Genomic DNA, 18011 nt, shown 5'->3' on the forward strand with positions numbered 1-18011 from the left:
GGCTCAGGCGGTTGCGTGGTCGATTGCATCCATCGCCGCGACGAGGTCCTCGACGCGGAGCGGACGCTCGAAATTCGCCGAATGAGGCGCCTGTAACGTGAATCTGGCGACGGTCTCGTAGTGGTCCCGCGTAACGGCCCCGGGGCCCAGGTCGCTCAGCCGGACAGGCAGGCCGATGCGTTCATACAAGCCGGTCAGATCGCGCATGAAGTCCGGTGCTCGACCTTCGAGCTGTAGCTGTACGAGCAGCGCATATGCGACCTGCAACCCGTGTGGCGCTGCGGCCGCCGTTTCGATTCGGGAGAGGCCGCGCGTCATTGAATGTGCGATCGAGAGCCCCGCGCTCTCGAAGCCCAGGCCACTCATCAGAATGACCGCTTCGACGAGTCGGTCGAACCCATGGCCGGTGCGGCCGTGCGCGAGTTCGTCCAGCACCGTTTCGGCGTCGGAGCGGATCAGCGAGAAGCATTCACGCGCGAGAATGTACGCGGAGTACGACGACCTGGCGCCGAACATGTTTTTTCCGCCACTGCGCAAGCACTGCTCTGCCTCGAAGTATTTGCTGATCGCATCGCCAATTCCGGCCAGCAGAAAATGTGTCGGCGCCTTCGCGATCACCGCGGTATCGACCAGCACGTACGCGGCGCTGCGCGGCAGGTGCCTGACCGATGCGAGTTGATGGTTGTCGTCGTAAAGCACATAGTTCTTGGAAGTCGGCGAGTCGTTCGATGCCACGGTAGGCACCGTGATCAAAGCGCAACCAGCAGTGTCGACGAGGGCCTTTCCGGCGTCCAGCGTCTTGCCACCACCGATTGCGACCACGACGCCATAGTCGAACGATTGCGTGGCACGCTCCAGTTCGCGCACTTTGCGATCCGTGAGTTCACCGTCGAACGCCAGCCAGAGGACGTCGATTCCGTGTGCGTCACATGATGCCGCGATGCGCGCGCCGAACTGCCTTTTCACGAAAATGTCGCAAAGAACCAATGCACGCTCCGAGCAATCGCGGATGTATTGACCGATCTCGTCGAGGACGCCATCTCCCTGAATGTATCGCCCTGGAGATCCAAAAATGAGTGCAGTCATGATTTCGAGTAACAGAGAAGATGGATCGATGCGGGGTCTAAACCGGATGCAATCAAACTGACGCGCCGATGACCACCGATGTAATACGCATTCCAGAATGGCCGGGCGGCTCGGCCCCATGAAGCACGGCTTGGATGGCGTATTTGCCAACACGCCCGGCAGCATGGATGCATCAATCCGTGCGGCCTGCGGCCGGAAGCAAGAATTGGACAAACTGGTCAAGTTGCGATGTAACCATGTGCTCGCCGCGGTGAATGCGAGCGCCCCGCGCTTCGGCTTCCATCAGAAACCGCGTGACGGCAGGTTGCATGACGACCTCCGCGACGACCATGCCCGCCGTGAGCCGCGAGGTGTCGCACGGCAGGGCGTCGTCAGGCTTGAGCCCGAGTGACGTCGCGTTGATCACGATGTCGTGGCGGTCGGGTTCGCCGCTGTCTGCGGTTACCGCGCAGTCCGGCACCGCCTTTCCGACGAGTGCGGCCAGATCGTTCGCCTTTTCCCGATTCCGGTTCGCAATGGTCAACCGCGCAATCCCTTCGCGCGCCAATGCCAGCGCAAGGGCGGTTGCCGCCCCGCCGGCACCCAGTAGAAGCACGCGCTTGCCCGCAAGCGCAATACCCTCCCGCCGCATGCCGGTGACGAATCCGGAGCCGTCGTACATGCGTCCCGTGTAGCTGCCATCAGCGTTGCGGCGCAGCACATTGACGACGCTCAGCAGCGATGCGTCCCCCTCGAGCTCGTTGCACAGTTCGGCCGCAGCCTGCTTGTGCGGAATCGTGAGGACGATGCCGGCCAGATTGGCGATGTGCCGCAAACCGTCGCATGCCTGCACGAGATGTTCGGGACGCACGGCCCACGGGACCATGATGGCGTTGACGTTCCGGCTGGCGCAGAGCGTATTGAACAGCGTCGGCGTGCGGACATGAGTGGCAGGCCATGCCATCAGGACGATGAGCTGTGTTTCGCCATTGACGATCGGCGAGGAGGGTGGGGTGGTGAGCATACGCGTCTCCGTGTTCTTGATGATATATGATGCATCATTATTCGAGTGCCCCGCAACTGCTATTTGCCCGCTGATGGCTTCGTCGTTGCATTCGAAAAATATATGATGCATCATGCATCAATGCGGCGGGCAAAAATGGCGTGCTTGCCTCGTTCTTTTCAGGTTCCAACAGGAGACTCTATGTCGACAGCATTGCAGGAGAGCGATCATGCGCTTTCCACGGAGACGCTCGCGCGGTTGCGCGAAAAGGCCCAATTCGTCCGCCTCGAGACGATCCGTCTGATCGAAATCGCGAAGACGGGTCATTACACATCGGTGTTTTCAGCAGCCGAAATCTTTGCGGCGTTGTACTACGACGTCATGTCGGTGCGAGCCGGCGAGCCGCGCTGGAAGGACCGCGACCGGTTCACGATGGGCAAGGGACACGCTGCCGTCGGCCTCTTTCCCATTCTCGCCGAGTACGGGTTCATCGAGCGCGAGACCCTCGATGGCTACACGCGGCTCGGCAACCCGCTTGGCGACCACCCGGACATGACGAAGGTCCCCGGTGTCGATTTCAGCTCGGGGTCGATCGGCCATGCGCTGTCGAATGGGGCCGGCATGGCGAAGGCGGCGCAGCTGGCAGGCAGTCCCTTCAAGGTTTTCACGTTACTGGGTGATGGCGAAATGCAGGAAGGGCAGGTATGGGAAGCCGCGTTGTTCGCGGCGCACCACCGCCTTTCGAACCTCATCGCGATTGTCGATCGCAATGGTTATCAACTCGACGGCAAGGTCGACGACGTCATCGGCATCGAATCACTCGCAGATAAATGGCGCGCGTTCGGCTGGGAGACGCATGAAGTCGACGGCCACGACTTGGCGGCCCTCGTGCCGTTGTTGCGTCGGGTCAAGGCGGACACGGCACGCAGCAAGCCGGCCTGCATCATTGCGAAGACGATCAAGGGCAAGGGCGTGTCGTACATGGAAACCGAGCCGGGCTGGCATCTCGGCTATCTGGCACCCGACGACGCGCAACGTGCGATCGAAGAAATCAAGAGCAAGGTGATCTAAGCATGTCTACTCCGCAAAATCCCGATTCGTGGCAATACCGGGCGCTCAACGCGCGCAATCCTGGGCTCGACTATTTGTCCGATGCGCTGATCGACCTCGTGCGCGAAGGCCATCCCGTCGTCGCCGGCTCCGCCGATCTCCAGTATTCGAATGGCTTGAACAAGTTTGCCAGCGAGTTTCCGGAGCGCTACGTGCAATTCGGCATCTCCGAGCAGAACATGGTTTCCGCGGCCGCCGGCATGGCGACCACCGGCCTGATGCCCTTCGTCGCGACTTTCGCATCGTTTCTCGGCCTGTTGTGCTGCGAGCAGATCCGCATGGATGTCGCGTACTGCAAGCTACCGGTGCGGCTGGTCGGTCACCATACCGGCATCTCGCTCGGCTTCTACGGTACCTCGCATCATGCGACGGAAGACATCTCGACGATGCGCGCGATCGCTAACCTGACCGTCATCTCGCCGGCTGACGGTGCGCAACTGGCCGCGGCGATTCGCGCGTCAGCCACGTGGCCGGACCCGATCTACTTCCGCATCGGACGCGGGCGCGATCCGAAAGTCTACGAAGACGGTGTCGAGTTCACGATCGGCAAGGCGATCGTTCACTCGGTCGGGCACGACGTCACGATCATCGGCTGCGGCTTGCCCGTCGCAGGTGCGCTCGAGGCCGCGACCAAGCTCGGAGCGGAAGGCATTTCTGCCGGTGTGATCGACATGCCGACCATCAAGCCGCTCGACCGCGACGCCATTATCGCGGCGGCCAGGCAGTCGAGCGTGCTCGTCACGGTGGAGGAGCACAACGTGATTGGCGGCCTCGGTGCGGCAGTGGCGGAGGTCCTGGCCGACGAGGGGCTCGGCGTGCGGCTCGTGCGGCATGGCATCTACGACGAGTACAGCCTGATCGCGCCGCCGACGCATCTGTATGCGCACTACGAACTCGACGGTCCTGGCATCGCGCGCGTCGCACGCGCCGCGCTTGCGAAGGCAACCTGATCGATCGGCCGCCCGCTAAATGAACATCCATATCGCGGGCGGTGCAGGCGTGTCGATGTTAATGGTTCGCGAAGGGTGCATCGGGTCTCGTTCGTCCATCCGTCCCGGATATCGAGACCCGGGCGCCACCATTTCGCGCCGGTTTTGACAAAAGTGGGAATAGCGATGTTGAATGACGAAAGCTGGCGTGGCGCCGAGCTGCGCGATACGGACCTTCTGAAAGATGTATGCCTGATCGGCGGTGAATGGACTGCGGCAGACGACGGGGCTACGATCGACGTATTCAACCCTGCGACTGGCTCAGTGCTCGGTAGCGTACCTCGGGCGGGTGCCGCCGAAACGCGACGCGCGATCGACGCGGCGTCCCGGGCCCTGCCGCTCTGGCGGGCCAAAACCGCGAAGGAGCGCGCGGCGCTGCTGCGACGGTGGCACGATCTGATGCTCGCGCATCGCGAAGATCTGGCGAAAATCATGACGCTCGAGCAAGGAAAGCCGCTGAACGAGAGCCGCGGCGAAATCAACTATGCCGCGTCGTTCGTCGAGTGGTTCGCCGAGGAGGGCAAGCGCGCGTACGGCGACACGATTCCGTCGACTGCGGCCGACAAGCGGATCGTCGTGCTGAAGCAGCCCATCGGAGTATGCGCGGCCATCACGCCATGGAATTTCCCGGCGGCGATGCTCACGCGCAAGCTTGCGCCAGCGTTGGCAGCCGGTTGTACGATGGTGCTCAAACCGGCGAGTCAAACTCCGTTCAGCGCATTGGCACTCTGTGTGCTGGCCGTTCGTGCAGGCATTCCCGACGGCGTGATTTCGTGCGTGACGGGCAACGCGAGCCAGATTGGCGCCGAGCTCACGTCGAATCCGGCCGTGCGCAAGCTTTCATTCACCGGCTCGACCGAAATCGGCAAACAACTGCTTGCCCAATGTGCGGCGACGGTCAAGAAGACGTCAATGGAACTGGGCGGCAACGCACCGTTCATCGTATTCGACGATGCCGATGTCGACGCTGCCGTGCGCGGCGCGATCGCGTCAAAATATCGCAACGCCGGGCAGACCTGCGTATGTGCGAACCGCCTGCTCGTGCAGGATGGAATCTACGATCACTTCGTCACGCGACTCGAGAAGGCAGTCGCCGAGCTCGTGGTTGGAAACGGTCTTGATGAACGCGTCACAATCGGCCCGCTGATTGACGGCAGCGCCGTTTCGAAAGTCGAAGAGCATGTGCAGGATGCGCTCGCGAAGGGCGCGCGCATCGTGACGGGCGGCCAGCGCGCAGCACTCGGCGGAAACTTCTTCGAACCGACTATCCTGGCCGATGCGACACGAGACATGCGAATCTTCGACGAAGAGACGTTCGGACCCGTTGCGCCGGTTTTCCGGTTCAACACGGAATCCGAAGCTGTCGCACTGGCGAACGATACACCGTTTGGCCTGGCTTCGTATTTCTACGGGCGCGATATCGCGCGCGTCTGGCGGGTCGCGGAGGCGCTCGAATACGGCATGGTCGGCATCAACGACGGGATCGTATCGACGGAAGTCGCGCCGTTTGGCGGCGTGAAGGAAAGCGGCCTCGGCAGGGAAGGATCCCGCCATGGTCTCGACGACTATCTAGAAATAAAGTACTTGTGCTTCGGCGGCATCGTCTGAACGCCGTCCGATCGAGGTCCGATTGAAAGATGAAATGGCCGGCACCCGCGGCCATTTCATCAAATCGACTTCGAACCGGGTCCCAAATCGGCTTAAAAGCCTGATACATAACCACCATCGACGGGCAGCGTCACGCCAGTCACGAATGCGGCCGCAGGGGAGGCAAGAAACACCGCGGCACCCGCCAGGTCGTCTGCCTCGCCCCAGCGTCCGAGCGCAGACCGCGCCACGATCTTGTTCGACAACGCTTCCGACTCCCAGAATATCCGGGTCATCTCGGTTCGGTGATAACCCGGCGCGATGGCGTTGACGCGCACGCCGCTGCGCCCATATTCGTGTGCCAGCGAGCGAGTCAGGCCGACGACTCCGGTTTTGCTTGCGCAGTAGGCCGGTACGTCGGCGTCGGCGAGGTAGCTCAGCATCGAGGCAATGTTGACGATCGAGCCCCGGTACTGTTCGAGCAGCGGGCGCGCGGCTTGCGAAACGCGCATCACGCTACGCAGGTTGACATCGAGCACATCGGTGAAGACGTCGTCCGTGTATTCGTCGCGCGGACGAGCCACGCCGGCCGCATTGATCAGCACATCGACGCGCGCGAGGCTGCCGAAGAATGCATTTATTTCTCGTTGGTCGCGCACGTTCAGCGCGGCGAAACGCAGCCCCGACAGGGATGCGTCGTCGCGAAGCGCGTCGAGCTTCTTCATCGACGATCCCGTGGCGGTGGTATGCGCGCCGAGTCGGTGAAACGTGCGCGCGATGGCCAGCCCGATGCCACTTGTGCCGCCGGAAACGACCACGTGTTTTCCCGCGAAAAGATCGGCGCAAAATGTGCCATTGTCAAAGCTCATGAAGTGAAACTCCTTTAACGCGGCGCGGCGGAAACAATGAGTGTATGCGCGCCGTTGCATTGGAAAGGGGCAGTTGAAACGACTCAGTCGCTCTTGCCTTGCCCGCGGATTTCCGGAATCGACCGGACGGGCGGGATCGTGTACTTGTAGAACAGGTTGGCCGGGTTCGGGTCGATCTTCTGATCAACGTTGCCTTGCGTGATGATTGCGGGCGGGAAGCCGGAACCTAGCGGCAGGTTGTTGGCATCGACGCGCCGCGTGAATGCGTTGTGGATGAATTCAATGGCCGCGACGCCCGTCTGCTCGCCGGAATTCTCGCCGGACACGAGGATGTTGCCCTTCTTGATCTGATCGAGTTCGCCGCGATAGCCGCCGGCTGCATCGGCAATGCGGATCTTCCCCTGCTTGCCCATGTTGCGTACGGCACGTAATGCGCCGAGCCCCATGAAGTCATTTTCCGAGAGGATGAAATTCAGTTTGCTCCCGTGCGCGGACAAAATGTCTTCGGTTGCCGCGAGACTGCCTTCCTCGGTCCACTTGCCAACGCCAAGCGCGAGCACATTGAACTTGATGTCCGGTGCGCTCAACTTCCCGGTCTTCTTCAGCGTCTGGAACAGTTCGAAGCCGCGCAGCATGGCGTCATCGCGGCTCGCCCCGGGGGCCTGGTCGCGCATGCGCTGATAGACGATGCCCGTGATCAGACCGTTGATTCGGCTTTCCGACGTCGAGTTTCCGAGCACGCCGATGATGACGGCTGCGTCGATCGGCGTGTCCTTGCCGGCTGTTTTCGCCACATATTGGCCGACCTCGAAGCCGCTTGCATACGGATTGCCGAGCAGCGTGGTAAGGACGCGGGCGCTTGCGTCCGGCGTCGTGCCGACGGTGACGACTGGAATGCCGGCATCGACGGCGCGATTGACGCACGCGGATACGCCCAGTGTATCGGTCGGATCGACCACGATGACATCCAGCTTGCGCGTGACGAAATTGTCGATCTGCGCACATTGGCGTTGGAGATCACCGTCGGCGACCTGCACGTCGATCGAATAGCCGTACTTTGCGGCGCTCGCCCGCGCGCCCTTGATAAGCTCCACGAACCATGGATTACCGAGCGTGATCTCTGTCCAGCCGATTCTGATCTCCTTTGGATTGGCAGGCTGTTTCGGCCACGCCTTGCGAATCGCAGTCCGATCCGGCAGCGAGGGATCGACTACGCCCGACAGGGCGGTGTTGGGTAGCAGCGTGTAGATCCTGGCCTTGGCCTCGCTATGGATCGGGGCGGTGATGCCGAACGCCAGCATGCCGGCTGCGGCGAGTGCCTTGCGAGCAACGCGCATTTGAGTCTCCTGAACGATATTGTTTGACGAAGTAAGGCGTGGAGCGGAAGGCCGCGCGGCGGCCTCTTGCACGGACGCGCTGTTCAGCGTTGGCCGATGCGCTGAACCAGAACGGCGAGAATGATGATGGCGCCCTTGATGATCTGCTGCGGATACACCGGTACGCTCAGCAGATTCATCACGTTGCCGATGAGCCCCAGCACGAGCACCCCAATCACGGTGTTGAGAACTGAGCCCCTTCCGCCGGAGAGTAGTGCACCACCGATCACGCACGTGGCGATCCCGTCGAGCTCCAGGCCGACGCCAGTGATCGGTGTGCCGACACCCGTTCGGGCCGTGTAAATGATGCCGGCGACGGCGCTCAGTGCGCCGGAAATCACGTAGACGCAGAACTTGTAGCGGCGCTCGGAAATACCTGCAAGCCGCACCGCCATTTCGTTGCTGCCGGTGGCGACGACCATGCGTCCGAATGTGGTGTAGTTCATCAAGAAGTAGAACAGGAGCGCGACGCCCGCGGCGAGTACGACGGGCCAAGGTACGTTGAGCGACGGTACGCTGCCGCTGCCGAATTCGTTGAGCAACTCCGCTGCGGGCAGATCGAGTGGCAGCATCGTCGGCTGGCCGTTCGACATCATGTACGTGACGCCGCGCGCGATGGTCATCATGGCGAGCGTGACGATGAATGGCGCGAGGCCGAAGGCGGTCACCAATATTCCGTTGAATGCGCCGAAAAGCGCGCCAAGCGTGACGGACAGCACGACTGCGAGGAGGAGCCCCGGCGTGGCGCCGAACGGCATCACCGGCACCAGCATGGCTGCCAGCAGGCCGCCCGCGGCCGCGATCGACCCCACCGACAGGTCGATGCCGCCGGTATTGATCACGAGCAGCATGCCCAGGCTGACGAGCAACAGCGGTGTCAACTGCCGCAGCAGGTTATAGAGGTTTTCCTCGCTCAGAAACGCCGGTGACATGATGCTCGATACGGCGAATAGCACGATGAGCATGATCAGCGCGTTGTAGCGCGCCACGCTGCGAAGCAGCGGTACGTCGGCGCGCTGCGTTTGCATGATTCCTTCCATTACTTCACTCCCATGGCCAGCGATATCAGCGACTTTTCATTGATGGCGGGGCCGCTGAGTTCGCCCGCGATACGGCCTGCGCGCATGACGACCACACGGTCGCACAAGCCGATGATCTCCGGCATGTCGGAGGAAACCACGATGATGGCGGCGCCGGTGCGCGCGAGTTCGTTGATTACCTGATAGATCTCGATCTTGGCGCCGATATCGACGCCCCGGGTCGGCTCGTCAAGAATCAATACGCGGCATCCGTTCGAGAGCCACTTCATCAGCGCGACTTTCTGCTGGTTGCCGCCGGAGAGCGTCGACACGTCGACCTCGGTGTCGCGCGCCTTCACCCGGAGCTGCTTGATCAATTCGCGTGTGCGCACGCGCTCGGCACGATGATCGAGAATGCAGCGCAGGCGCGCGAGCCCGTTGCGCGGCGTCATCATCGCGTTGACGCGGATTGGCATGTCGAGCAGCACGCCTTGCTGCTTGCGATCCTCGGGCAGCATGCCGATGCCGCTTTCGATGCCGTGACGGGGACGTTTGAGTTTTGGAATTGGCCGGCCATCGACGAGGATTTGGCCGCTGCTCTTGCGGTCTGCGCCGAAGATCGCGCGCATCGTTTCCGTGCGCCCGGCGCCGACGAGACCGCTGAATCCCAACACTTCGCCCGCGCGCACATGGAACGACACATCGCGCACGTTTTCGCCCGCGCACAGCTCGCGGACTTCGAGCCGTTTGTCGCCGATGCACGCGTCGCGTCTGGGGAACAGATCCTGGAGCTCGCGGCCCACCATCAGTTGAACGAGACGGCTCTCGTCGATGTCGGCAATGCGCACCGTGCTGACGAAGGTGCCGTCCTTGAGCACGGTGGCGCTGTCGCACAGTCCGAAGATTTCTTCGAGTCGATGCGAGATGTAAATGATGCAGACGCCGTCGCGCTTCAACCGTTCCAGCAGGGCGAACAGACGCTCGGTTTCGCGCGCGGTCAGCACCGCGGTCGGCTCGTCGAATACGAGAACGCGCGACGTCCGGGAAAGCGCCTTGCAGATCTCGACGATCTGCTGTTCGGCGACCGACAACGTCGATACGGGGCGCGATACGTCCAGTTCGCCGAAGCCGAGCGCGGCAAGCTGTTCGCGGGCGCGCGCATAAAGTTTCGACCAACGAATGATCGACGTTCCCGCGCCGATGTCGTGCAGGAAGATGTTCTCCGCGATGGAAAGATGCTTTGCGAGCGAAAACTCCTGGTGAATGACCGAGATCCCGTGTGCCCGCGCAGTGTGGGGACTGTCGATCGCAAGCTGGCGACCATCCAGAAGGATCTCGCCTTCGTCGGGCGTGTGGGCGCCCGCCAGTATTTTCATGAGCGTCGATTTACCCGCGCCGTTTTCGCCCATCAGCGCGTGCACCTGGCCGCCGTATGCATCGAGGCTGACGTTACGCAGCGCGTGTACGCCGCCGAAGTGCTTGCTGATGTTGCGCATGACCAGATGGTTGCTCATCGTCTCCTCTGTGATCGTGTTTTGCATTCTGCGAACTTCATCGCGGGTGCCTGAGCGAACCTGCGGTGCCATGTGGCTGATGCGACATGCATGATGCATCATATATCCGCATGGCTTCGTGTTAGATGGGTATTTGCCCTAACAAGTTGGCTCTACCGGAGCGCCGGCCATTGCTCTATGATGATGCATCATATATCTATCGTGACGGGAAGCGGCGCCGAGGCCCTCGCGAGGCTGTCCCGTTGAATTGACACCAGAACCGGACACAGGAGACATCATTGAAATACGACTACATCGTGATTGGGGGCGGTTCGGCGGGCAGTGCCGTCACCGGTCGGCTGATCGAGGCCGGCGCGAACGTCTTGTTGCTGGAGGCGGGGCCGCGTGACAGGAATCCGCTGGTGCACATTCCGGCGGGTTTCACGAGGCTGCTGTCCACGGACCTGCTGTATCACTACGAAACCGAACCGCAAACGGGACTCGATGCCCGTCCGCGCATCGTGCCGCAAGGGCGCGTGCTGGGCGGCGGCAGTTCCGTGAACGCGCTCATCTATATCCGCGGCCAACGCGAGGACTACGACGAATGGGATCGTCTAGGCAATTCCGGATGGTCTTACGACGAGGTGTTGCCGTACTTCAAGCGCGCCGAGGACAACGAGCGACTCAACGATCGCTATCACGGCGTAGGCGGGCCGCTTGGTGTATCCGATCTCACGCAGCGCTGTGAATTGTCGACAGCATTCGTGCGTGCCGCGCAGCAGGCTGGCATTCCTTTTACCCACGACTTCAACGGTGCCACGCAGAACGGCGTCGGTTTCAATCAGATCACGACACGCAACAAGCGTCGTTGCAGCGCCGCCGTGGCCTATCTGCGCAAGGCCGAGGCGAGCGGCCGCTTGACGATCCGCACCGATGTCCGCGTGGACCGGATCCTGATCGACGCAGGCCGGGCCGTCGGGGTGGAATACGTCAGCAATGGCGAGGTCGTCCAGGAGAAGGGCTGCAAGGAGGTGATCGTGTCGGCCGGAGCCGTGCAGTCGCCCCGCTTGCTGTTGCTTTCGGGAATCGGCGCGGCCGCCGAACTCGCCCGGCACGGTATTGAGACGGTGTACGATCTGCCGGGCGTCGGCGCGAACCTGCAGGACCATATCGAGTTTCCCGCGGTTTCGTATTGCACCGGAAACTACGGCTACTACGGTCAGGACAGCTTCGCCAATACGCTGAAAAACGGACTGCAGTACTTGCTGTTCAAGAGCGGTCCTGTCACGTCGAACGTGACCGAAGCCTGCGCGTTCGTCAACGTCGACGCGCCGCAAGAGCGGCCCAACATCCAGATGCACTTCGTGCCTATCGTGTTTCTGGACCTCGACCAGGACCACGTGAAGTCGGCAGGCGCGACGATCAATCCGTGCGTGCTACGCCCTCAAAGCCGTGGCGAGATTCGCCTGCGCAGCGCGGACCCGGCCGCTGCGCTGTGGATCGATCCGAAGTACTTCCAGCATGCCGAAGATCGGCGCGTCGCCGTTGCCGGCCTGAAAAAAGCGCGCGAAATTCTCGCGCAGCCCGCTCTGCGCGCCTATACGGGGGAAGAAGCGCTGCCGGGTGCTGGCGTCGCGACCGACGCCGGGCTGATGGACTACATTCGCAAGCGCGCCAAGACCGTCTATCACCCGGTCGGCACGTGCAGGATGGGCGTGGACGAGCGCGCAGTGGTCGATCCGGAATTGCGCGTGCGCGGCATCGACGGATTGCGGGTGATCGATGCATCCATCATGCCGAATCTCGTGTCGGGCAATACGAACGCCGCATCGATCATGATAGGCGAGAAGGGGGCGGACTACGTGCTCGGCAAATCGCTGCTGAACAGCGCAGCGCTCGACGCGGTGGTGTAGCGATGGTGGAACACGACGTGACGATGGACATGAACAGCACGGTGGAGACGATGGGCGCGTGGACCTGGCAGATCGCCGGCGCCCCTTCCGCGCTCGTGTGGCAGCGGGTTCCGAGGCCGGCGCCGGGGCCCGGGGAGGTGCTCGTACGCAACCGCGCCGCAGGGCTCAATCCGGTCGACTGGAAGTTCATCGATTGGGGTGCGCCCGACTGGCGGCCGGGTCACGTGCCCGGTGTCGACGGCGCGGGAGAGGTCGTTTCCGTCGGCGCGGGGATACAACGGGAATGGCTGGGTGTGCGCGTGGCCTACCATCAGTCGCTCGCGCGCGACGGTAGTTTCGCGCAGTACACCGTGGTGCCGGCCCGCGCAGTGTTGCGCTTGCCACCGGGCCTGGGCTTTGCCGAGGCCGCGACATTGCCGTGCCCCATGCTGACCGCGTGGCAAGCGATGCAAAAAGTGCCGCACCATCCTGGCGCCGAGGCGCTCGTGAGCGGGGCCGGTGGCGCGGTCGGCACGCTGTTGGTCCAACTTGCCGTACGTGCGCGCTGGCGCGTCTCCGTCATGTGCAACGCCCGTCATTTCGAGCGGATGGCGCGTCTTGGCGCTTCGACCTGCCTGTCGCCCGATATCGGAAGCAGTGCCTTTTCATCGCGTCGGCCGTTCGATGCAGTGTTCGACACGGTGAGCGGTCAGCATGCCGTCCGGCTGGCCGCTTCCGTGGGCGCGAACGGCCATCTCGTCTGTATCCAGGATCGTCTGGACACGTCGCCGGTCGCGCCGTTCACGACTGCAATCTCGCTGCACGAGGTGGCCCTCAATGCACTGCACGTACACGGGTCGGCCGCGCAGTGGCGCACGCTGGTCGACGCGGGCGAGCGTCTGCTCACGGATGTGCTGCATCGTGCGCTGGCGCCGCTGCCGATCGAGCCGACGTCGGTATCGCGCTTGCCCGAGGCGCTGGAATCGCTGAAGGCTCATACCGGGCAAGGCCGGCCCGTCGCCGTATTCGACTGACCGCGCACGGTTGCCGCGGCGTGCCGATGAGGTCGCCGCCTGTTGCAGCGAGGAAGCGTGATGTATCATGCATGACAACATTCTTTTTCGTCCCGTTATCAGAATGAAGCCCCTCGCCCGTGTGGAAAAGAGCAATCTCTCGTCACGCATCTATGAAGAGATTCGCTCCCGACTCATGAATGGTCAGTACGCGCCTGGCGACCGACTCCGCATCAACGATCTCGCCGAAAAACTGGGCACGAGCATCACGCCCGTGCGCGAAGCGATTTTCCGTCTGGTCAGTGAACAGGCACTCGAGATGACTGCGGCCACGTCGATCATGGTGCCGGCGCTGGATGCCGATACCGTTGGAGAGATCCAATTGATGCGACGCCTTCTGGAGGGCGCGGCGGCCAAGCAGGCCGCGCAGCGCATTACCCCGAAGGAAATCCGCCATCTGAGCCTGACGCACGACGAGTTCATCGAGGCAGTTGCCGTGAGTCCGTCGGAGGCAGCGGAGCGCAACCGCGATTTCCATTTCGAATTGATGGCAGCCGCCGGAATGCCCACGCTCAGCGCGACCGTGGAAACCATGTGGGTCAGGATGGGGCCGCTGTTGCACACGTTCCATTCACATCTGCCGCCCCGCGAGATATCGAACCGATCGCATCCTCACTATCGCGTGCTTGCCGCGCTGCGCAAGGGCGATGCGGAAGGCGCATCCCAGGCGATCCAGGAAGACATCGAATGGGGCCAGCGCGTGCTGCTCGAATGGATGGCCGAGCGTGAGCGTGACGAAGTGGCGGCGACGTAAGCAGCCGCACGCTCCGATTGCGTTACCGCATGCGTTGGTGGTAATGGCGCACGGCGGCCTCGCGCCGCCGTGAATACTCATTGCGTCATCACGCGATGCTGAAGCCGCCGTCGATCGGCAGGACCACCCCCGTGATGTAATCTGCATCGGCCGAGCAAAGGAATCTCACGCCTCTGGCGACATCCGAAGGGTGCCCCCAGCGCCCAAGCGGCACACGCGCGCGAATGGAACCACTGCGTTCCGGGTCGTTGAGCGCTCCGGCCGACAGCCGCGTTTCGATCCAGCCCGGCGCTACCGCGTTGACGCGCACTCCGCGATCTGCGAAAGCTGCGGCGTGCGCGCGCGTCAGGCCCACCACGCCGGCCTTGCTTGCCGTATAGGCAGGATTCCGGGCCGAGCCAAAAAAGCTCCACATCGACGCGATATTGACGATGCAGCCGCGCACCGCGGACAGCTTCTCGAGCGCGACTTCGGTCGTGAGCTGGCAGGCGTTCAGGTTGACATCGACCACTTTCCGAAATCCCGCCGAATCGAATTCGGCGCGATCGTGAAGGATGATTCCGGCAGCATTGACGAGCACGTCAATCCGCGCCAGATCGCCGAATGCGTCACGCACGGCAGCAGCCGATGTCACGTCGACCCGCCGGAACTCGATGGCGGGATCGAGATCCTCGTCCGCATCCTTGCCGACTGACACGGGGTACAGACCGGCGCGCCGGAACTCTTCCGCGATAGCGCGCCCGATACCGGTGCCTCCGCCCGTTACTACTGCAACTTTCGTCATGGACTTTCCTCCTGTGGAAATTGAATATATGATGCATCATATTCTTTGATCGTGACGCGCACAAGCGTACGGCTCGATCGTGGCAACGGAGGCGGAGAGTCACGAGCCTTTCCGAAGGCCATGCAGATGGTGCGATGACGATGACGGCAAGAGCGAACCACGTTCTCAATTCAACAACTGGAGACTCGAATGACCCATGCGAAGCGGTTCTACATTGCGGGCGAATGGCAAGCGCCCGATTCAAGCGCTCACATCGAAGTGGAAAATCCGGCGGACGAAGCGGTCATCGAGACGATTGCCGCCGCCTCCGCGTCCGACGTCGATCGTGCGGTGGCGGCCGCGAAAGCGGCGTTCGGCGAATTTTCGCGGACCACCGTCGAACAGCGGGAGCGCTGGCTCGTCAAGCTGCTGTCGATCTACAACCGTCGCTATGACGAGATGGCACGCGTCATCTCGCTTGAAATGGGCGCGCCGATCGATTTCGCAGTCGCGGCGCAGGCGCGCACCGGACAGGGACACATCGAAGCCGGCATCAACGCCCTGCGGACGTTCCGCTTCCGGCATTCGGTCACTGGCGGGACCGTGGTTCGGGAGCCTATCGGCGTATGTGCATTGATTACGCCGTGGAACTGGCCGATCAACCAGATCGCGTGCAAGGTGGTGCCCGCCCTCGCAACCGGATGCACGATGGTGCTCAAGCCGAGCGAAGTCACGCCGTTGAGCGCGCTGTTATGGGCCGAAATGATCGACGAGCTGGATTTGCCGCCGGGCGTGTTCAACCTGATCAACGGCGACGGGGCGGCCGCGGGCGCGACGCTCGTGGCGCATCCGGACATCGATATGATTTCGTTTACGGGTTCAACGCGCGCCGGCAGCACGATTGGCGCGGTGGGCGCGCAAATGATCAAACGCGTCACGCAGGAGCTGGGCGGAAAATCGCCGAACATCATTCTCGAGGGTGCCGACCTGCACGCGGCAGTGGAGAGAGGTGTGCGTCATTGCATGGCGAACAGCGGACAGTCATGCAATGCGCCGACGCGCATGCTCGTACCCCAGAACGAATACGCTGCCGCGGTCGAAATCGCCCGTGACGCGGCCAACGAAATTCGCGTCGGTCGACCTGATCATCGCGGCAACCATATCGGCCCCGTGGCGTCGCGCGTTCAGTTCGAAAAAGTCCGCGCGCTCATCCGGGCCGGCATCGACGAAGGCGCGACGCTCGTCGCTGGCGGGCCGGATGCGCCGGCTGGTCTCGAGCGCGGCTACTATGTGAAACCGACGGTGTTCGCCGATGTGCATAACGAGATGCGTATCGCGCGCGAGGAGATTTTCGGCCCCGTGTTGACGATGATCCCGTATCGCAGTCTCGATGAGGCGATCGCCATTGCAAATGACACGCCGTACGGGCTTGCTGCATATTTGCAGGGAGATGCGGAGTTGGCGCAATCCGTGGCCGGGGAGCTACGTGCCGGTATGGTAAGCCTCAACGGCGCCGATCAGTCTTTCGAAGCGCCGTTCGGCGGCTATAAGCAATCCGGCAATGGACGCGAATGGGGCGCGTTTGGTTTTGAGGACTACCTGGAAACGAAGGTCATTAACGTGGCGGCGTGAGGACTGGCGCGGGATCGCTGTTGGTGAAGCCGTGAATGCGGGGGGGCGGCAACTCGTTGCAGTGTCGCTGCCGGAAATCCCCACTACATCGATGTTCGCGAACATTCGGAGCAAGCCGATCGGATTGCTTGGCCGTGTCGAGCGTGAGCGTTCCGTTACCCATGAGCCTTCGGCCTGCGGTCGAAGGCTGTATTGCCGAACCATTCGCGCCACCTTGGTTCCTCTAGTGTGATGATGGCGTTGAGCCGGCCGCGTGCGCGGCGCGCGGATCATGGCGTACCGGATGTTCGACGTGCTGCAAGCGGCGTTTGCGCAGGTCGTGCCCGACGCGATTCCGGCGCTCGGCGCGGGCGGGAACTGGCTGATCATCGACGGTATTCTCGGCAGTTGGGGCGGCGGCGGTCGCAATGACGGCACGAAGGCATTGCGAATCCGCCCGGCAATCTGTCGAACCAGCCGGTCGAGTTGATCGAGGCGCGTCTGCCGCTGAACATCTCCGACTATGGCTTCGTCACCGATTCGGGAGATGCGGTGTGTCACATCGCGGCAGGCGGTGCTGGTTACGGCCATCCGTGGGAGCGCGATGCGCAAGCCGTGCTCGACGAGATCGACGTTAAGGACTATCCGAACCACGTACGAAAACGATCCGCCGGTGCGCGAATCAAGGCCGCTACGGCCTGCCCGGGCAGAGACCAATCGTGGCGCGATGCATGCCCGCGCGTCGCAACGATCGGCAGCGCGCTCAGCGATTCACGACCGAGTACACGAGCGTGCCGGAGAACATCAACAGCACGAGCGAGGCGCCGCGCAGCAGCGTCGACGTGCGGGCGGCCCATGCGCGTTGCGAAGTGACGAGGCCGCCGAGGGACGACCAGCCCACGCCGATCGGCGCGAGCACGAGCAGAAATACGACGAGCGTCCATGCGAAATAGTGCGCCGACCGGAACGCCTCCAGCGGAAACAGCGTGCTCGAGAACAGCAGCGCCTTCGGATTCATCATCGTCGCGACGAACACGTCGCGAAAGCTCACCGGCGTGCTCGATACGTCCTGCAGCACGCGGCTGTGCGTCCACATCTTGAGCGCGAGGAAAAGAATTTAGACGGAACTCGCGAGCTTGACCACGTCATAAAGCCAGGGCCGGCCGGCAGCGAACGCGGCGAGGAAGAATCCCCATACGGAAATCGCGATCGCGTAGCCGAGCGCTTCGGCGATCACGAGCGGCCAGGTGCCGCGCAGGCCGACCTTCAACCCGGACGACAGCAGCAGCGTATTGGTCGGCCCCGGCACGATCAGCACCAGCGATACGTACATCGACATCTTCAGCAACGCTTCCTGGATGGGCATGCGGCCTCCTCGATTCGTCAGTGTCGCGGTTTGCGTCCGGT

At 62.5% G+C, this 18011-nt stretch carries 15 protein-coding genes and 1 pseudogene; 8 read left to right on the forward strand and 8 right to left on the reverse strand.

Annotated elements, in window-relative coordinates; all coding sequences use genetic code 11:
* Nucleotides 1-3: 3 nt before the first annotated feature.
* Nucleotides 4-1251 carry a glycerol dehydrogenase gene (locus CFB52_RS31060; protein ID WP_257220816.1) on the reverse strand — a complete coding sequence of 416 codons (1248 nt, stop codon included), beginning with the start codon at nucleotides 1249-1251 and terminating at the stop codon, nucleotides 4-6.
* Between the two features lie 7 nt (nucleotides 1252-1258).
* Nucleotides 1259-2089 (reverse strand): shikimate dehydrogenase, encoded by an 831-nt coding sequence (locus CFB52_RS31065; RefSeq protein WP_059579109.1) that lies wholly within the window; start codon nucleotides 2087-2089, stop codon nucleotides 1259-1261.
* Nucleotides 2090-2269: 180 nt separating this feature from the next.
* Here CFB52_RS31065 and CFB52_RS31070 point away from each other — a divergent pair, with 180 nt between their 5' ends.
* The 3 genes from CFB52_RS31070 (at nucleotide 2270) to gabD (ending at nucleotide 5775) form a co-directional block, all read left to right on the forward strand.
* Nucleotides 2270-3139 (forward strand): transketolase, encoded by an 870-nt coding sequence (locus tag CFB52_RS31070; protein ID WP_059578997.1) that lies wholly within the window; start codon nucleotides 2270-2272, stop codon nucleotides 3137-3139.
* Between the two features lie 2 nt (nucleotides 3140-3141).
* Nucleotides 3142-4128, forward strand: a complete 987-nt coding sequence (locus CFB52_RS31075) for a transketolase family protein (RefSeq protein WP_059578999.1) — start codon at nucleotides 3142-3144, stop codon at nucleotides 4126-4128.
* Nucleotides 4129-4293: 165 nt separating this feature from the next.
* Nucleotides 4294-5775: an NADP-dependent succinate-semialdehyde dehydrogenase gene (gabD, locus tag CFB52_RS31080; RefSeq protein ID WP_059579002.1), complete on the forward strand. Its 1482-nt coding sequence runs from the start codon at nucleotides 4294-4296 to the stop codon at nucleotides 5773-5775.
* Nucleotides 5776-5867: 92 nt separating this feature from the next.
* On the opposite strand, the gene CFB52_RS31085 is transcribed toward gabD, so the two are convergent.
* From CFB52_RS31085 to CFB52_RS31100, 4 genes are all read right to left on the reverse strand, one after another.
* A complete protein-coding gene (locus CFB52_RS31085; protein WP_059579005.1) occupies nucleotides 5868-6623 on the reverse strand; it encodes an SDR family NAD(P)-dependent oxidoreductase in 756 nt (251 codons plus the stop codon).
* Nucleotides 6624-6706: 83 nt separating this feature from the next.
* On the reverse strand, nucleotides 6707-7960 hold the full coding sequence (locus tag CFB52_RS31090) for a sugar ABC transporter substrate-binding protein (RefSeq protein ID WP_059579007.1): 1254 nt from the start codon (nucleotides 7958-7960) through the stop codon (nucleotides 6707-6709).
* Between the two features lie 83 nt (nucleotides 7961-8043).
* A complete protein-coding gene (locus CFB52_RS31095; RefSeq protein ID WP_257220818.1) occupies nucleotides 8044-9027 on the reverse strand; it encodes an ABC transporter permease in 984 nt (327 codons plus the stop codon).
* A gap of 11 nt (nucleotides 9028-9038) precedes the next feature.
* Complete coding sequence (locus CFB52_RS31100; RefSeq protein WP_059579116.1) at nucleotides 9039-10532, reverse strand: sugar ABC transporter ATP-binding protein; 1494 nt, start codon at nucleotides 10530-10532, stop codon at nucleotides 9039-9041.
* Between the two features lie 278 nt (nucleotides 10533-10810).
* On the opposite strand from CFB52_RS31100, the gene CFB52_RS31105 reads away from it, so the two are divergent.
* From CFB52_RS31105 to CFB52_RS31115, 3 genes are all read left to right on the forward strand, one after another.
* Nucleotides 10811-12424: a GMC family oxidoreductase gene (locus CFB52_RS31105; RefSeq protein ID WP_059579010.1), complete on the forward strand. Its 1614-nt coding sequence runs from the start codon at nucleotides 10811-10813 to the stop codon at nucleotides 12422-12424.
* A 2-nt stretch (nucleotides 12425-12426) separates the two neighbouring features.
* Complete coding sequence (locus CFB52_RS31110; RefSeq protein ID WP_089466059.1) at nucleotides 12427-13437, forward strand: zinc-binding dehydrogenase; 1011 nt, start codon at nucleotides 12427-12429, stop codon at nucleotides 13435-13437.
* Nucleotides 13438-13504: 67 nt separating this feature from the next.
* Complete coding sequence (locus CFB52_RS31115) at nucleotides 13505-14230, forward strand: GntR family transcriptional regulator (protein WP_081066620.1); 726 nt, start codon at nucleotides 13505-13507, stop codon at nucleotides 14228-14230.
* An 88-nt stretch (nucleotides 14231-14318) separates the two neighbouring features.
* On the opposite strand, the gene CFB52_RS31120 is transcribed toward CFB52_RS31115, so the two are convergent.
* Entirely contained in the window at nucleotides 14319-15014 is a 696-nt protein-coding gene (locus tag CFB52_RS31120; protein WP_059579015.1) for an SDR family NAD(P)-dependent oxidoreductase, read from the reverse strand.
* A 189-nt stretch (nucleotides 15015-15203) separates the two neighbouring features.
* Between CFB52_RS31120 and CFB52_RS31125 the strand changes: the two genes are divergently transcribed.
* Both CFB52_RS31125 and CFB52_RS31130 read left to right on the forward strand, forming a co-directional pair.
* A complete protein-coding gene (locus CFB52_RS31125) occupies nucleotides 15204-16625 on the forward strand; it encodes an aldehyde dehydrogenase family protein (protein WP_059579018.1) in 1422 nt (473 codons plus the stop codon).
* A 283-nt stretch (nucleotides 16626-16908) separates the two neighbouring features.
* Nucleotides 16909-17094, forward strand: a complete 186-nt coding sequence (locus CFB52_RS31130; RefSeq protein WP_226093956.1) for a hypothetical protein — start codon at nucleotides 16909-16911, stop codon at nucleotides 17092-17094.
* Between the two features lie 273 nt (nucleotides 17095-17367).
* Here CFB52_RS31130 and CFB52_RS31135 read toward each other — a convergent pair.
* Nucleotides 17368-17970: pseudogene (locus CFB52_RS31135) on the reverse strand (LysE family translocator).
* Nucleotides 17971-18011: the final 41 nt, after the last annotated feature.

The sequence above is a fragment of the Burkholderia sp. AU18528 genome, assembly GCF_002223215.2.
In the GTDB taxonomy this organism is placed as follows: Bacteria; Pseudomonadota; Gammaproteobacteria; order Burkholderiales; family Burkholderiaceae; genus Burkholderia; species Burkholderia semiarida.